The organism is Lentibacter sp. (assembly GCF_965658795.1).
GTDB lineage: Bacteria > Pseudomonadota > Alphaproteobacteria > Rhodobacterales > Rhodobacteraceae > Lentibacter.
On sequence record NZ_CBFHTG010000007.1, the window covers coordinates 1 to 14,274 of the forward strand.

Sequence of the window (14,274 nt, forward strand, 5' to 3'; positions counted from 1 at the left end):
ACTCTTATTCTGGTGCTGGGCGATCAGCTCAGTCATGAGCTTGCCTCACTCAAAGCCTGCGACATGGCGCAGTCTGTTGTTCTGATGGCTGAGGTCGCCGAAGAGGCGGACTATGTCTGGCATCACAAAAAGAAACTGGCCTTCGTCTTTTCGGCCATGCGCCATTTTGCGCAGGAGCTTCAGGCCAAGGGGTGGGATGTGCGCTACCAGAAGCTCGATGACCCCTCAAATGCGGGGTCTCTCGTGTCAGAGGTGGGCAAGCTTCTGTCTGAAGGGGGCTTTGAACGGGTTGTTATGACCGAGGCAGGCGAGGTGCGTCTGAAGTCAGCGTTTGAGCAAGCGTCTGAGACATGGACCGTGCCACTTCAGGTGCTCGAAGATGACCGCTTCTTGGCATCCCACGCCGCGTTTGCGGCCTGGGCTGAGGGGCGCAAGCAACTTCGGATGGAATATTTCTACCGTGACATGCGCCGCCAGACGGGCCTCTTGATGCAGGGCGATAAGCCCGAGGGCGGGCAATGGAACTTTGATGCGGAGAACCGCAAGCCCGCCAAGGCCGATCTCTTTATGCCACATCCTCCCAAAACGGTGAATGATGCGATCACGGAGGACGTATTGGAGATGGTCGAGCGTGAGCGCGGCGCGCATTTTGGAACGCTTTTGCCTTTCTGGTTTGCTGTGACACGCGAGGGCGCTTTGGAGGCACTGGAGTATTTTGCCAGCGAAGCCCTGCCGCGCTTTGGCGACTATCAGGACGCAATGCTGACGGGGGAACCGTTTCTCTACCATTCGGTGCTGGCACAATATATTAACATTGGCTTGCTCGGGCCGCTTGAGGTCTGTCGCAGGGTCGAGCGGGCCTATTATGAGGGCACTGCGCCGCTCAATGCTGTTGAGGGCTTCATCAGGCAGATCATTGGCTGGCGCGAGTATATGCGCGGTATCTACTGGTTGAAGCCTGAGGGCTACACAGACCAGAATTACCTTGGGGCCACCCGTGATTTGCCAGCCTTCTACTGGACGGGGGAAACCGATATGGCCTGCCTTGCCGCAGCCATCGGCCAAACCCGTGAAGAGGCTTACGCACATCACATCCAGCGTCTGATGGTGACAGGTAACTTTGCCATGCTTGCAGGGATTGACCCCAAGCAAGTGCATGAGTGGTATCTTGCGGTTTATGCGGATGCCTATGAATGGGTCGAAGCGCCCAATGTGATCGGGATGAGCCAGTTTGCGGATGGCGGGTTTCTCGGCTCCAAGCCCTATGCTTCAAGTGGGAACTACATCAACAAAATGTCTGATTATTGCGCTGGCTGCCGCTACAGCGTCAGCCGGAAGACAGGCGAGGCGGCGTGCCCGTTTAACGCCCTCTACTGGGACTTTCTTGCGCGCAACGCAGACAAGCTGCGCGGCAACCCGAGGCTGGGGCAGATGTATGCCACATGGGGCCGTATGAGTGACGAAAAGCGCGATGACTACCTTGCGAGTGCGGCCAGCTTTCTGGAGACATTGGATGCGTAAGAAAGCGGATTTGCCCGAGAAGCCCTGCGCCGCCTGTGGCAGGCCTTTCACCTGGCGCAAGAAGTGGGCGAAGGTCTGGGAGGAGGTGCGCTACTGTTCCGAGCGCTGCAAACGCGAGGGGCGGCGCAAATGACACCTTGTCTGTGAGCTGGCTCACGCTACTGTGCTGATAAAAGGGAGAGACTTATGAAATTGCTACGCTATGGCCCTGTCGGGCATGAGAAACCTGCTTGCCTTGATGCATCGGGTACGATGCGGGATCTGTCTGGTGTTGTGGCCGACTTTGAAGGGGAGGGTGTCTCGCTTGAGGCGCTGGACGCTTTGAAACGCCTTGATCTTGAGGCATTGCCTGTTGTTGACGGGGCGCCGCGTATCGGGGCGGCTCTGGCGCGGGTTGAGACCTTTTATGCGATCGGCCTGAACTATGCGCAGCACGCGGCCGAGGCCGGCATGGAGCCGCCAAAAGAGCCGATCCTGTTTAACAAATCAGCCTCCTGCCTTGCGGGGCCGAATGATGCCCTTACGCTGCCAAAGGGCAGTGAGAAAAGTGACTGGGAAGTCGAGCTTGGCGTTGTCATCGGGCGGCGCGCGCAAAATGTGAGCGTCGATGATGCGCTCAGCTATGTGGCAGGCTATTGTGTGATCAATGACCTGTCAGAACGGGCCTATCAGATCGAGCGTGGCGGACAGTGGACCAAGGGCAAGTCAGCCCCCGGTTTCGGGCCTGTTGGACCCTATCTTGTCACAGCCGACGAGGTGCCAGACCCCCAAGCGCTCGGGCTGCGCTTGAGCCTGAATGGCGAGATGGTACAGGACAACTTCACCTCAGATATGATCTTTTCTGTGGCCGAGATTATCGCGCATATGAGTGAATTCATGGCGCTGGTGCCGGGGGATGTGATTGCGACGGGCACACCTGAGGGTGTGGGCATGGGCATGAAGCCACAACGGTTCCTGCGCTCGGGCGATGTTATGGAGCTGGAAATCGACGGTTTGGGCAAGCAGCGCACAGAGGTTCTGTAAGCCCTGTCAGAAACACAAAAGCGCGGCCCGAGAGCCGCGCTTTTTATCTTGATCGCAGAGTTTTTTACGCGTTGGCTTCGCGGATTTTGTCTGCGGCGTCTTTGTTGTAGGTGATGCCGCTGTCTTCAAACAATGTGTCCAGCTCGCCTGACAATGTCATCTCTGTGATGATGTCACAGCCGCCGACGAACTCGCCTTTGACGTAGAGCTGTGGCACTGTTGGCCAGTCTGAATAGTCTTTGACACCTTGGCGGATTGCCTCGTCGGCCAGAACGTTGACGTCTTGGTAGTCAACGCCCATGAAGTTGAGCACGCCAGCGACACGCGAAGAAAAGCCGCATTGTGGCATTTCTTTTGTGCCCTTCATGAAGAGCACCACATTGTTGGCTTTGACAGTTTGGTCAATTTGGGTCTTTGCGTCGGTCATGATACTCTCGCTTATTCGGGGGCTTTTGTTGTGAGGGCAAGCGCATGGAGCTCACCGTTAGAGCCGTCCATTTTGCCTTTGAGGGCTGCATAGACAGCGCGCTGTTGCTGCACGCGGTTTTTGCCGCGAAAGCTTTCATCGATGACCATAGCGGACATGTGTACGCCATCTTCGCCTGCCACAGTGATCTGTGCGTCAGGGAAGGCGGCCCGCAGAATTGTCTCTAGCTCATCGGCATATATCGCCATGGGTGGCTCCTGTTCTTACTTTCGAAAGATGTAAGCATGATATTGCTTTAACGCAAGCAGCCTAGGCAAAGGTTTCTGCAAAGCTTGTGCGGTAAATTGTGCGCATCTCTTCGAGGGGGGCGGAGCTTGAGCCAAAGCTTACGTCTGTGCCTGTGAACTTGCCAATGGCAGCAATAGGCACGCCAGCACGGCCGGCCGCGAGCATGAGCGCCTCGGCCTGATCAAAGTTGCAGGCCACAAGGTAGCGCGCCTGATCTTCGCCAAAGAGCTCTTGGGTGTTTTCTGTGTCAATCTGAACACCCACATCCGAGGCTTCGGCCATTTCAAAGGCGGCCATAGCAAGGCCACCATCAGAGAGGTCAAGGCAGGCTGTGATCCACTCATAGTGCTCGCGGATAAAGTCGCCATTGCGCTTTTCGGCGGCAAGATCGACCACAGGCGCATCGCCTTCAACACGGTTGAACACTTCGGCCAGAAGGGCCGACTGGCCAAGGTGGCCTTCTGTGTCGCCAATGAGAAGCGCAACGTGGCCTTCCCGCGCATGACCCAAGATTGCTTGGTCTTCATGGGCAATCAGGCCAACTGCGGCGATGGTCGGGGTCGGCAGGATGCCTGTGCCATCGGTTTCGTTGTAAAGGCTGACGTTGCCTGAGACGATGGGCATATCAAGCGCGGCCACTGCTGCGCCGATGCCTTTGATCGCGCCGACAAACTGGCCCATGATCTCGGGCTTCTCCGGGTTGCCAAAGTTGAGGTTGTCGGTGCTGGCCAAGGGCTTGGCGCCCACGGCTGTCAGGTTGCGATAGGCTTCGGCAACGGCTTGTTTGCCGCCCATCTCCGGGTTGGCCATGACATAGCGGGGCGTTACATCCGAGGTGAAGGCCAGCAGCTTTTCTGTGCCGTGTACACGCACCACACCCGCGCCAAAGCCCGGTGTGCGCACGGTATCGGCCATAACCATTGTGTCGTATTGCTCATAGATCCATTGCTTGCCCGCATAGTTTGGCGAGGCGAGAAGCGCGCGCAACCCGTCGATAGGGTCTACCTGTGGCACATCTTCGCCTGACAGCGGCTCCGCCGGGGGTGTCTCAACCCATGGGCGGTCATATTCAGGGGCGGAGCCTGACAGCGTTGCCAGAGGCAAGTCGGCTTTCAGCTCATCGCCATGCATAATGATGAAGCGGTCTTCTGCAATGGTCTCGCCGACGATTGCAAAATCCAGATCCCATTTCTCAAAGACGGCACGGGCCTCGGCTTCCAGCTCGGGATTAAGCACCATCAACATGCGTTCTTGGGACTCAGACAGCATCATTTCATAGGCTGTCATATTGGCCTCGCGTTGCGGCACATCGTTGAGCTGAAGGCGCACGCCAAGGCCGCCTTTATCACCCATTTCAACGGCGGAGCAGGTCAGGCCTGCTGCCCCCATATCCTGAATCGAAATCACAGCGCCTGTGGCCATCAGCTCAAGCGTGGCCTCCATCAGGCGCTTTTCGGTGAAGGGGTCACCCACCTGAACGGTCGGGCGTTTTTCTTCGATGCTGTCGTCAAACTCTGCCGAGGCCATTGTCGCGCCGCCGACACCGTCGCGGCCCGTTTTGGCGCCCAGATAGACAACAGGCATCCCGACACCTGATGCGGCGGAGTAAAAGATCTTGTCAGCGTCTGCGAGACCCGCTGCAAAAGCGTTGACGAGGCAGTTGCCATTGTAGGCCGGATCAAAGCGGACTTCTCCGCCCACGGTTGGCACGCCAAAGCAGTTGCCATACCCGCCAATGCCCTCAACCACACCATGCACGAGCTGGCGTGTCTTGTGGTGGTCTTTTTCGCCGAAGCTGAGCGAGTTCATCGCCGCAATCGGGCGCGCGCCCATTGTGAAGACATCGCGCAGAATGCCGCCTACGCCGGTGGCCGCGCCTTGGTAGGGCTCGATGTAGCTGGGGTGGTTGTGGCTTTCCATCTTGAAGATGATCGCCTGACCATCGCCGATATCGACCACACCCGCGTTTTCGCCCGGCCCGCAAATAACCTGTGGCCCTTCCGTGGGAAGGGTGCGCAGCCACTTTTTGGAGGACTTGTAAGAGCAGTGTTCGTTCCACATGGCTGAGAAAATTCCCAACTCTGTGAAGCTTGGCTCACGTCCGATGATCTCGAGGATACGGTCGTATTCCGAGGGCGAAAGGCCGTGGGCTTTGATCAGGTCTTGGGTGATGGCGGGCTCGGTCATGGCAGCAGTCCTAGCAGGGTAGGTGGGTCAATCTATGCCTGTGTCTTAGGCCAAGCTGGCGTAATGTGAAAGATGAAAGCTGAGTTTTTCTGTGCGAAAGATAGGGGGGTGCGTCTTCCAGAACATGGGCCGCGGGTTGACGTGATGGGCTTTATGGCTTTCTTATTCCTCATGAAAATTTGAGGGCTGCACTTGTTTGAAAATCCTTTTCTGAAAACGGGTCTTGATGACCCTCAACTGTCACAGATTCCAGCGCCCAGCGTTGATGCGCAAGCACCGCGCGAGCTTTTGTCTCTTTGCCCCGTTGCGGGGAAAACGCCGCTTGTCTCTCTCGGGCCATTTGCCGGCGCTGGCGCGGTTTTTGTGAAAGACGAGCGCGCGCGCATGGGCCTTGGGAGCTTCAAGGCGCTTGGCGCGGCTTATGTTATTGCCTCCGAGGCGGCCGCGGGGCGGGCCGAGGGCGAGACATTTGTGTGCGCAAGCGCGGGCAACCATGGTTTGTCTGTGGCTGCGGGGGCTGCGGCCTTTAAGGCAAAAGCGGTTATCTATTTGAGCCGCTCTGTGCCTGAAGCCTTTGCCGAAAGGCTGCGCGCGCGCGGCGCGGAGGTGCGGCGCGTTGATGGAAGCTATGAAGACAGTATGGTGGCTGCGGCTGAGGCGGCGGCCAAGGAGGGCTTCAAGCTTTTGTCAGATAGCTCCTGGAACGGGTATACGGCCTATCCTCACAAGCTGATGGAGGGCTATCTTGTCATGGCGGCTGAAGCGGCCGAGGCGATGCCTGAAGCGCCCACGCATATCTTTTTGCAAGCGGGTGTTGGTGGGCTGGCGGCGGCCTGTGCCGCCTATTTTCGCACGGTTTGGGGCGACGGCCCCCAGATCATCGTGGTGGAACCAGAGGCAGCGCCAGCGCTCATCGAAAGTGTGAAAGCGGGCAAATTTGTCAGCACGAGTGGCCCAGAATCATGCATGGGGCGGCTTGACTGCAAGGAGGCCTCGCTGATCGCTTTGAAGGGCCTTGCGCGCGATGCCAACCTGTTTGCAACGCTTTCGGAAGCGGCGTCCCAAGCTGCATTGGGGCCTTTGGCTGATGCGGGGCTCGCAACAACGCCCTCGGGGGGCGCTGGTATGGCCGCCCTGATGAGCCTTGCGCCTCTTGGCCCTGAGGCGCGGGTGTTGTGTATTGTCAGTGAGGGGGCCGAGGCATGAAGCGCGGCTTTGAGACGGCTGAATACAAGGCGCGCCTGAAAGCTGCACAGCTCGCGATGCAGCGTCATGATCTGGCCGCGATTTTGCTCACGACAGAGCCTGAGGTGCGTTACTTCACAGGGTTTCATACGCGGTTTTGGGAAAGCCCCAGCCGCCCTTGGTTTGTGATTTTGCCACAAAACGGGGCACCTGTTGCGGTTATCCCATCGATTGGGGCTGCTCTGATGGGGCAAACCTGGGTTGAGGATATTCGAACCTGGAGCGCGCCTGATCCGATTGATGATGGCGTTTCGCTTCTGATTGACGCTTTGCAACAGATCGGTGGGGGCGGCAGGATCGGCGTGCCGTCTGGCATGGAAAGTCATCTGCGTATGCCTTTGGCCGACTTTGGGCGGCTGCAGGCCGCGGGGCTGGTTTTTGGCGATGACGCTGGGATTATCGCGCAGCTGCGTGCGGTGAAGACCGAGGCCGAGATCGAAAAAATCGCGCGCGCCTGCACGATTGCGGGGCGCGCATTTGACCGTGTGGGTGAAGTGGCCAGACAGGGCGCAAAGCTCGACAGCGTTTTTCGCGGGTTTCAGAGGCTGTTGCTGGAGGAGGGGGCCGACTGGGTGCCCTATCTGGCGGGGGGAGCCGGGCCGAAAGGCTATGCGGATGTGATTTCGCCTGCAGGGCCGCAGCCCTTGGCGATGGGCGATGTGTTGATGCTTGATACCGGTGCTGTTTGGGACGGCTATTTTTGCGACTTTGATCGTAACTTCTCGATCGGCGTGCCTGCGCGGCAGATGGCACAGCCTTGGAACCAGCTTCTTGAGGCGGCTTTGGCCGGTGTCGAGGCCGCACGCCCGGGTGCTGAAGCGGCCGATGTCTGGCGCGCTATGGCCTCGGTTGTGGGGGGCGGTGACACGGCGGGGCGGCTTGGGCATGGGCTGGGAATGCAGCTCACAGAGGGTCTGTCTTTGACCGCACGCGACCATACTGTTTTGGAGGCGGGGATGGTCATCACGCTGGAGCCGGGAATTGAGACTGGCGATGGCATGATGCTTGTTCACGAGGAGAATATTGTCATCCGGGATGGCGGTGCGCAGATCTTGTCGCCCTGGGCCAGCGGGCCAATGCCTGTTTTGTGACACCCCCAAAAAAAAGGCCGAGCATTAAGCTCGGCCGAAGTCCAACAGGGAGGTATGAAAGCGATAAATCATCGCTGTCAAAAGCCGATTTAGGGGTGAGGCATCGCCCGTTCAAGTGAAATAATGCCGCAGGTGCAGCATGTCTGCTATGCGAAAATTGCATGGCTGCTAAAATATTTACTCAAATGCCTGATTTTTAACCTGTTTACGATAGATCGAAATCTCGTCTTGGACAAAATCGCGAAACGCGCCGATGCGTTTTGAGTGCCGCAGCTCTTCTGGATAGGCCAGGAAAACGGGGATATCGCCGCTATCGGCCTCGTCCAGGAGGCGCACGAGATTCGGAAAGTCATTGGCCACATAGTTTGGCAGAACGCCGATACCGAGATTGTTCAGCGTGGCTTGCAGCACACCAAAGTAGTTGTTCACCGTCAGCAGCGAGTCGATTTCGTAGCTCATGAGCGCATTGACCATACTGGCCGCTGCGCCCACTTGCGTGGAGCGGACGTTCTGGCAGATCAGCCGGTGATTGGCCAAGTCTTCAAGGCGCGTGGGTGTGCCGCGTTGGTCGAGGTATTCCTGGGTTGCGAAGATCCGCATGTTGACGTTCATCAAGCGCTTGCGAATGAGGTCGGCCTGGCTCGGTTCTTTCATGCGAATGGCGACATCTGCTTCCCGCATGGGCAGGTCAAGAACGCGCTCCTCGAGCATCAAATCGATCTTGAGATCGGGGTATTTCTCATAAAGCCGTGCCAGACGCGGGGCGAGCCAGAGCGTGCCAAAGCCGATGGTTGTTGTCACCCGCAGCTCGCCGAAGACCTCTTCTTCGCTATCTTTTATGCGCGCTGTTGCGGCATCAAGCCGTTTGATCATGGCGCGCGTGGCATCGAAAAGCAGCTCGCCTTGTTCTGTCAGGATCAGCCCGCGCGCATGGCGGTGAAACAAGGTGGTGTTGAGCGATTCTTCGAGGCCGCGCATCTGGCGCGACACGGCGGATTGCGACAGGTTGAGTGTCTCACCTGCATGGGTGAGGCTGCCAGCGTCGGCAACCGCATGAAATATTCTGAGTTTGTCCCAATCCATCGTCGTATCTTTCTGCTCAAATCACCTTTGTCGGTGTAACTTTATTTTAGTCTTGTTCGTAACGTAACGAAACTCGGTACAAAATGCGAATAACTGTTGGTAGGTCAACAATTATGACCTACTGTAAAGCTCTATATTCGCCTATATTGGCAATGGCATCAAGTGATGGGAGGCGCGCGATGAGTAAGCAAAAGGTTTCACTGAACGACCGGTTCGATCTGAAAAAATCACCAGTTTTGTTAAATGGGACGCAAGCGCTTGTGCGCCTGATGCTCACGCAAAAAGAGCGTGACCGCGCCGCAGGGCTCAATACCGCTGGCTATGTGACAGGGTATCGTGGCTCGCCGCTTGGCGCTGTCGATATGAACATGAGCCGCGCTGAGAAGATCCTCACCGAGAATGATGTGAAGTTTCACCCCGGATTGAACGAAGATCTGGCGGCCACAGCGCTGTGGGGCAGCCAGCAGGCTGAACTGCGTGGTGAGGGCAAATACGACGGCGTCTTTGGCCTTTGGTATGGCAAAGGCCCGGGCGTGGACAGAACGGGCGATGTGTTCCGTCATGCCAATATGGCCGGGACAAGTGCCAACGGGGGTGTGCTTGTTGCGATGGGCGATGACCACACAGGCGAAAGCTCGACCGTGCTGCACCAGAGCGAATGGGCGCTCATTGATGCCTATATGCCGATCGTGTCGCCTGCCGGTGTTCAGGAGATTATTGATTACGGCATCTATGGCTGGGCGCTGAGCCGCTTTTCGGGGCTGTGGGTTGGCCTGAAAACGATGAAAGACACGATCGAGGCAACTGCTGTTGTGGATGGGGATCCGAACCGCATGAACTTTGTGCTGCCTGAGTTTGATATGCCTGAAGGTGGTTTGAACATTCGCCTTGTGGACACGCCACACGACCAAGAAGCCCGTATGATCGACCACAAGCGCTTTGCGGCTGAGGCTTTCAGCCACGCCAACAAGATGGATAAGCGCGTTTGGGGCAAGCCCGGGGCAAAGATCGGCTTTGTTGCGGCGGGTAAAAACTGGCTCGACCTGACGCATGCGCTTGCCCTGCTGGGCATTGATGCCGCCGAGGCCGAGCGCCTCGGGGTGACCACATATAAGGTCGGGCAGACATTCCCGCTGGATATGCGCGGCTTTACCGACTGGGCCGAGGGGCTCGACCTGATTGTTGTGGTCGAAGAAAAGCGCAAGCTGATCGAAGTTCAAATCAAAGAAGCCATTTTTGACACACGCAAGGGCCGCCGTGTTTATGGCTGGTACAAGGGCGGTGCGGGCAGCATGCACCGCGAAGAGCTGTTTCCGACACGCGGCGCGCTTGACCCTATCTGGATCGCCGAAAAGCTGGGTGATATCCTCGTAGAGGAAGGGCGCAACACGGATGGCATCAAAGCGGGCCTGGCCCAGCTTGCCGAGGCGCGCCGCGCGGACAATGCCGAAGATATTGCTGCGCGCTTGCCGTATTTCTGCGCAGGGTGTCCGCACAACTCTTCGACCAAGCTGCCAGAGGGCGCGCGCGGTATGGCGGGGATCGGCTGTCACTATATGGTGCAGTGGATGGACCGAAACACCCTTGGCTCGACCCAGATGGGCGGCGAGGGTGCAAACTGGATTGGCGAGGCGCCTTTCTCAACCCGTGCGCATGTGTTCCAGAACCTTGGGGACGGAACCTACAACCACTCGGGTATTCAGGCGATACGCGCGGCCATCGCCTCGGATGCGAACATCACTTATAAAGTGCTCTACAACGACGCTGTGGCGATGACGGGTGGCCAGAGCAACGAGGGCGAGCTTGATGCCGCCCAGATCGTTGCGGAGCTTCAGGCTATGGGCGTGAAAGATCTTGCCATCGTTTATGATGACAAGGAAGACGTTGACATGAACGCTTTCCCGCAAGGTCTTGAAATTAAAGGGCGCGACCACCTCATGGAGGTACAGGAGCGGATGGAGCAGACCAAAGGCACATCAGCCATTGTCTACATCCAGACCTGTGCCGCCGAAAAGCGCCGCCGCCGCAAGCGGGGCCTGTTCCCTGACCCTGACAAGCGCGTGTTTATCAACACCGATGTCTGCGAGGGCTGTGGCGACTGTGGTGTTCAGTCAAACTGTGTGGCGATCACACCTGTCGAGACAGAGCTTGGCCGCAAGCGCGCGGTCGACCAGTCGGCTTGCAACAAAGACTTCAGCTGTTTGAAAGGCTTCTGCCCCAGCTTTGTGACGCTGGAAGGTGCAACGCCCAAGAAAGCCGCGACAGCCAGCCTTGAGCTGCCTGATCTGCCAATGCCCGAGCTGCCCAAGATCAACGGCACCCATAATGTGGTTATCACAGGTGTTGGGGGGACCGGTGTTGTCACCATTGGGGCTGTGCTTGCCCAGGCTGCCCAGATTGATGGCAAGGGCGCTGGCATGATGGAAATGGCGGGGCTTGCCCAAAAAGGTGGCGCGGTGCACATTCATTGCCGTATTGCCAACAGCCCTGCTGATATTAGCGCCATTCGTGTCGCGACAGGCGAAGCCCATGTGCTGATTGGGGGGGATATGGTTGTGAGTGCGGGGGCCAAAACCCTTGGTCTCACGCGGACAGGGCACACCGGCGCTGTTGTGAACGCTCATGAAACCATCACGGGTGATTTTACCCGCGATACAGAGTTCAAGCTCCCCTATGATCGGCTCGAGGTTCAGCTTGCAGCGCGCTTGAAAGACAAGCTGAGCTTGTTTGATGCGTCAGAGTTGGCAAAGGTTTTGCTTGGCGACAGTATTTTCTCCAACATGATGGTATTTGGTGGCGCATGGCAGCGCGGGTTTGTGCCCGTGAGCTATGAGGCTATCATGGAAGCGGTGGCGCTCAATGGCGCGGCTGTGGAGCGCAACCAGCGCGCGTTCGAGATCGGGCGTTGGGCGGTGCTGTTTCCGGAAGAGGCCGCGCGCTACCTGACATCAGAAGTTCATGATAAGCCCATGTCCTTGAAGCAAAAAATAGACTTTAGGGCCAAAAAGCTGGTGGAGTACCAGAATGAAGCGCTTGCGACCAAGTTCCGCAGCCTTGTTGAGCGCTTTGAGGACGAGCGGCTCAAAGAGGCGGTGGCCAAGGGATACCACAAATTGCTCGCCTATAAAGACGAGTATGAGGTGGCGCGCTTGCTGTTGAGCACGCAAGAAAAGGCCGCAGCAGAATTTGATGGTGATTTCAAGTTGAGCTACCATTTGGCCCCACCGCTACTGTCTAAAATAGGCCATGACGGACGACCACAGAAGCGGCAGTTCGGGGGCGGTATGGCGCGCTGGTTCAAGCTTTTGGCGAAGTTCAAGGGCCTGCGCGGCACAGCTTTTGACCCGTTCGGGCGCACGGCTGAACGCAAGATGGAGCGGGCTTTGATTGCTCAGTATGAGCAGGATATGGAGACAGTGCTTGCGCATCTTTCGCCTGAGACTCTGGATGTTGCCCTGGCTTTGGCCGAGCTCCCGCTCAGCATTCGCGGGTTTGGGCCTGTGAAAGAAGCCAACGAGGCAAAGGCTGCGAAAGACCGTGAAGCGCTGTTGGCACAATTGCGCAGCGGCGGCAGCCCTCAGCTTGAAGCGGCAGAATAAGCGCACGCGTCATCGGGGTGTCATAAACCCTAGCCAGACTGAATGTTGCGCAGTATGACGCTGCGTAACATTTAACTTGGTGAGCCGTGCCATGAAAGATTCCGCGACTGCAGCCCGCGATATTTCGTATTCTTTTTCTGCAACCACCCGCAGTGGCCGCGCCCTGATCCGCGTGATGGAAAACACGACAGGGCGACTGGGCCTGATAAAACGGGCCAGAGGCTATGAGCTGGACTTGGCCAATGGTCAGGATTTCTGGGATGTGATGGTTGCGCGTTACGGGCTGTCTCTGAATATCATCGGGGGCGCGCTCTCGAATATTCCGAAGACCGGTCCGCTGATATTGGTTGCAAACCATCCCTACGGGATTTTGGACGGCCTGATGATGGGGCATATCCTGCGCCAGACGCGGGGTGACTTTCGCATTTTGGCGAACTCCGTTTTTAGCAGGTCGGAGGCGCTCGAGAGAGTGATACTGCCCATTTCCTTTGAGGAGACCAAAGACGCGATGCGCCTCAACCTCGAGACACGGCGCGAGGCGCTGCAATATCTGGGCGAGGGCGGTGCGATCGGGATTTTTCCCGGAGGGACGGTGAGCACGGCGGCCTCGCCTTTTACCACGCCGCTTGACCCGAGCTGGCGCAATTTTACCGCGCGAATGGTGGCAAAATCAGACGCCACTGTTGTGCCAGTGTTTTTTGAGGGAACCAACAGCCGTCTCTTTCAGATTGCCAGCCATTTGCACACGACACTCAGGATGGGACTGTTGATAAAGGAATTCAAAAACCGGATCGATAGCCCCGTGGATGTGGTGATTGGGGATCCCATTGCGCCTGATCAGTTGCGCAAGCGTGCCGCAGACAGCAAAGCAATGATGGATTTCTTGCGCCAATCCACGTATGAGCTATCTCCAAGGCCACTTGCTAACTGCGGGTATGGCCATGAATTTGAAGAGAAACATCGCGCTTGAGGCGTTACACATGGCAGTTGGTATTTTTGATTCTGGGTTGGGTGGGCTGACGGTTTGGCAGGCGGTGCGCGCGCATATGCCTGATCTCCCCATCCATTATCTTGCTGACAGTGCGCATGCGCCCTACGGCGTGCGCGATGCTGATGATATTCACGCGCTCACCAAAGCTTCTGTGGAAAGGCTCTGGTCTTCGGGCTGTGACCTTGTTGTGCTGGCGTGCAACACCGCAAGCGCTGCAGCTTTGCGGCGGATGCAAGAGGCGGGTGTGCCTCAGGGCAAGCGCGTGTTGGGGGTGTTTGTCCCTCTCATTGAAGCACTTACCGAGCGCGATTGGGGGGATAACTCGCCGCCTCGTGAAGTGGGCGTGAAGAATGTGGCGTTGTTTGCAACCCCTGCAACCGTGGCAAGCCGCGCGTTTCAGCGCGAGCTGGCGTTTCGTGCTGTTGGGGTCGATGTTGAGGCGCAGGCCTGCGGCGGTGTTGTTGACGCGATTGAAGACGGTGACATGATACTGGCCGAAGCGCTTGTGCGCAGCCATGTTGACGCGCTCAAACGCAAGATGCCCATGCCCCAGGCTGCCATACTTGGCTGTACCCATTATCCTTTGATGCAGGACATTTTTCAGGATGCGCTTGGGGCGCAGGTCACTGTGTTTAGCCAGCCCGATCTCGTGGCGCAGAGCTTGCAAGACTATCTTGAGCGCCGCCCAGAGATGCGCGGAGCGGGAGAAACCAACATGTTTCTCACAACAGGTGATGCCAAGCGTGTTTCGGACCGTGCAACGCAGTTCTTGCGACGACAGATATTGTTTGAAGCTGCATAAGCTTCACCTTACATCTG

Annotated in this window: 12 protein-coding genes; 8 read left to right on the forward strand and 4 right to left on the reverse strand. The window is 57.5% G+C overall.

What is annotated here, in order from left to right; all coding sequences use genetic code 11:
* From ACTG3X_RS06795 to ACTG3X_RS06805, 3 genes are all read left to right on the forward strand, one after another.
* Nucleotides 1-1,521: cryptochrome/photolyase family protein (locus tag ACTG3X_RS06795; protein WP_439110492.1), on the forward strand; the 1,521-nt coding region annotated here is incomplete at its 5' end.
* Complete coding sequence (locus tag ACTG3X_RS06800) at nucleotides 1,514-1,654, forward strand: DUF2256 domain-containing protein (protein WP_439110493.1); 141 nt, start codon at nucleotides 1,514-1,516, stop codon at nucleotides 1,652-1,654. The genes ACTG3X_RS06795 and ACTG3X_RS06800, both read left to right, overlap by 8 nt.
* A gap of 53 nt (nucleotides 1,655-1,707) precedes the next feature.
* Nucleotides 1,708-2,544, forward strand: a complete 837-nt coding sequence (locus ACTG3X_RS06805) for a fumarylacetoacetate hydrolase family protein (RefSeq protein WP_439110494.1) — start codon at nucleotides 1,708-1,710, stop codon at nucleotides 2,542-2,544.
* Between the two features lie 64 nt (nucleotides 2,545-2,608).
* Here the strand turns inward: ACTG3X_RS06805 and grxD are convergent, their stop codons facing one another.
* From grxD to purL, 3 genes are all read right to left on the reverse strand, one after another.
* A complete protein-coding gene (gene grxD, locus ACTG3X_RS06810; protein WP_439110495.1) occupies nucleotides 2,609-2,971 on the reverse strand; it encodes a Grx4 family monothiol glutaredoxin in 363 nt (120 codons plus the stop codon).
* Between the two features lie 11 nt (nucleotides 2,972-2,982).
* On the reverse strand, nucleotides 2,983-3,219 hold the full coding sequence (locus ACTG3X_RS06815; RefSeq protein ID WP_439110496.1) for a BolA/IbaG family iron-sulfur metabolism protein: 237 nt from the start codon (nucleotides 3,217-3,219) through the stop codon (nucleotides 2,983-2,985).
* A gap of 61 nt (nucleotides 3,220-3,280) precedes the next feature.
* On the reverse strand, nucleotides 3,281-5,446 hold the full coding sequence (gene purL, locus ACTG3X_RS06820; RefSeq protein ID WP_439110497.1) for a phosphoribosylformylglycinamidine synthase subunit PurL: 2,166 nt from the start codon (nucleotides 5,444-5,446) through the stop codon (nucleotides 3,281-3,283).
* Nucleotides 5,447-5,632: 186 nt separating this feature from the next.
* Here purL and ACTG3X_RS06825 point away from each other — a divergent pair, with 186 nt between their 5' ends.
* Together ACTG3X_RS06825 and ACTG3X_RS06830 are read left to right on the forward strand one after the other, a co-directional pair.
* Nucleotides 5,633-6,652: a pyridoxal-phosphate dependent enzyme gene (locus ACTG3X_RS06825; protein WP_439110612.1), complete on the forward strand. Its 1,020-nt coding sequence runs from the start codon at nucleotides 5,633-5,635 to the stop codon at nucleotides 6,650-6,652.
* The gene (locus ACTG3X_RS06830; RefSeq protein WP_439110498.1) at nucleotides 6,649-7,782 is read left to right on the forward strand and encodes a M24 family metallopeptidase; all 1,134 of its coding nucleotides are present in this window, start codon (nucleotides 6,649-6,651) and stop codon (nucleotides 7,780-7,782) included. Before ACTG3X_RS06825 ends, ACTG3X_RS06830 begins: the two co-directional genes overlap by 4 nt.
* Nucleotides 7,783-7,959: 177 nt before the next feature.
* Here ACTG3X_RS06830 and ACTG3X_RS06835 read toward each other — a convergent pair whose 3' ends face one another.
* Nucleotides 7,960-8,865, reverse strand: coding sequence for a LysR family transcriptional regulator (locus tag ACTG3X_RS06835; RefSeq protein ID WP_439110499.1), 906 nt, complete (start codon nucleotides 8,863-8,865; stop codon nucleotides 7,960-7,962).
* 179 nt (nucleotides 8,866-9,044) lie between these two features.
* On the opposite strand from ACTG3X_RS06835, the gene ACTG3X_RS06840 reads away from it, so the two are divergent.
* The 3 genes from ACTG3X_RS06840 to ACTG3X_RS06850 all read left to right on the forward strand — a co-directional run bounded on the left by ACTG3X_RS06840 (nucleotide 9,045) and on the right by ACTG3X_RS06850 (nucleotide 14,257).
* Nucleotides 9,045-12,464 carry an indolepyruvate ferredoxin oxidoreductase family protein gene (locus ACTG3X_RS06840; RefSeq protein WP_439110500.1) on the forward strand — a complete coding sequence of 1,140 codons (3,420 nt, stop codon included), beginning with the start codon at nucleotides 9,045-9,047 and terminating at the stop codon, nucleotides 12,462-12,464.
* A 91-nt stretch (nucleotides 12,465-12,555) separates the two neighbouring features.
* A complete protein-coding gene (locus ACTG3X_RS06845; RefSeq protein WP_439110501.1) occupies nucleotides 12,556-13,434 on the forward strand; it encodes a lysophospholipid acyltransferase family protein in 879 nt (292 codons plus the stop codon).
* A 10-nt stretch (nucleotides 13,435-13,444) separates the two neighbouring features.
* Nucleotides 13,445-14,257, forward strand: a complete 813-nt coding sequence (locus ACTG3X_RS06850) for a glutamate racemase (RefSeq protein ID WP_439110502.1) — start codon at nucleotides 13,445-13,447, stop codon at nucleotides 14,255-14,257.
* Nucleotides 14,258-14,274: the final 17 nt, after the last annotated feature.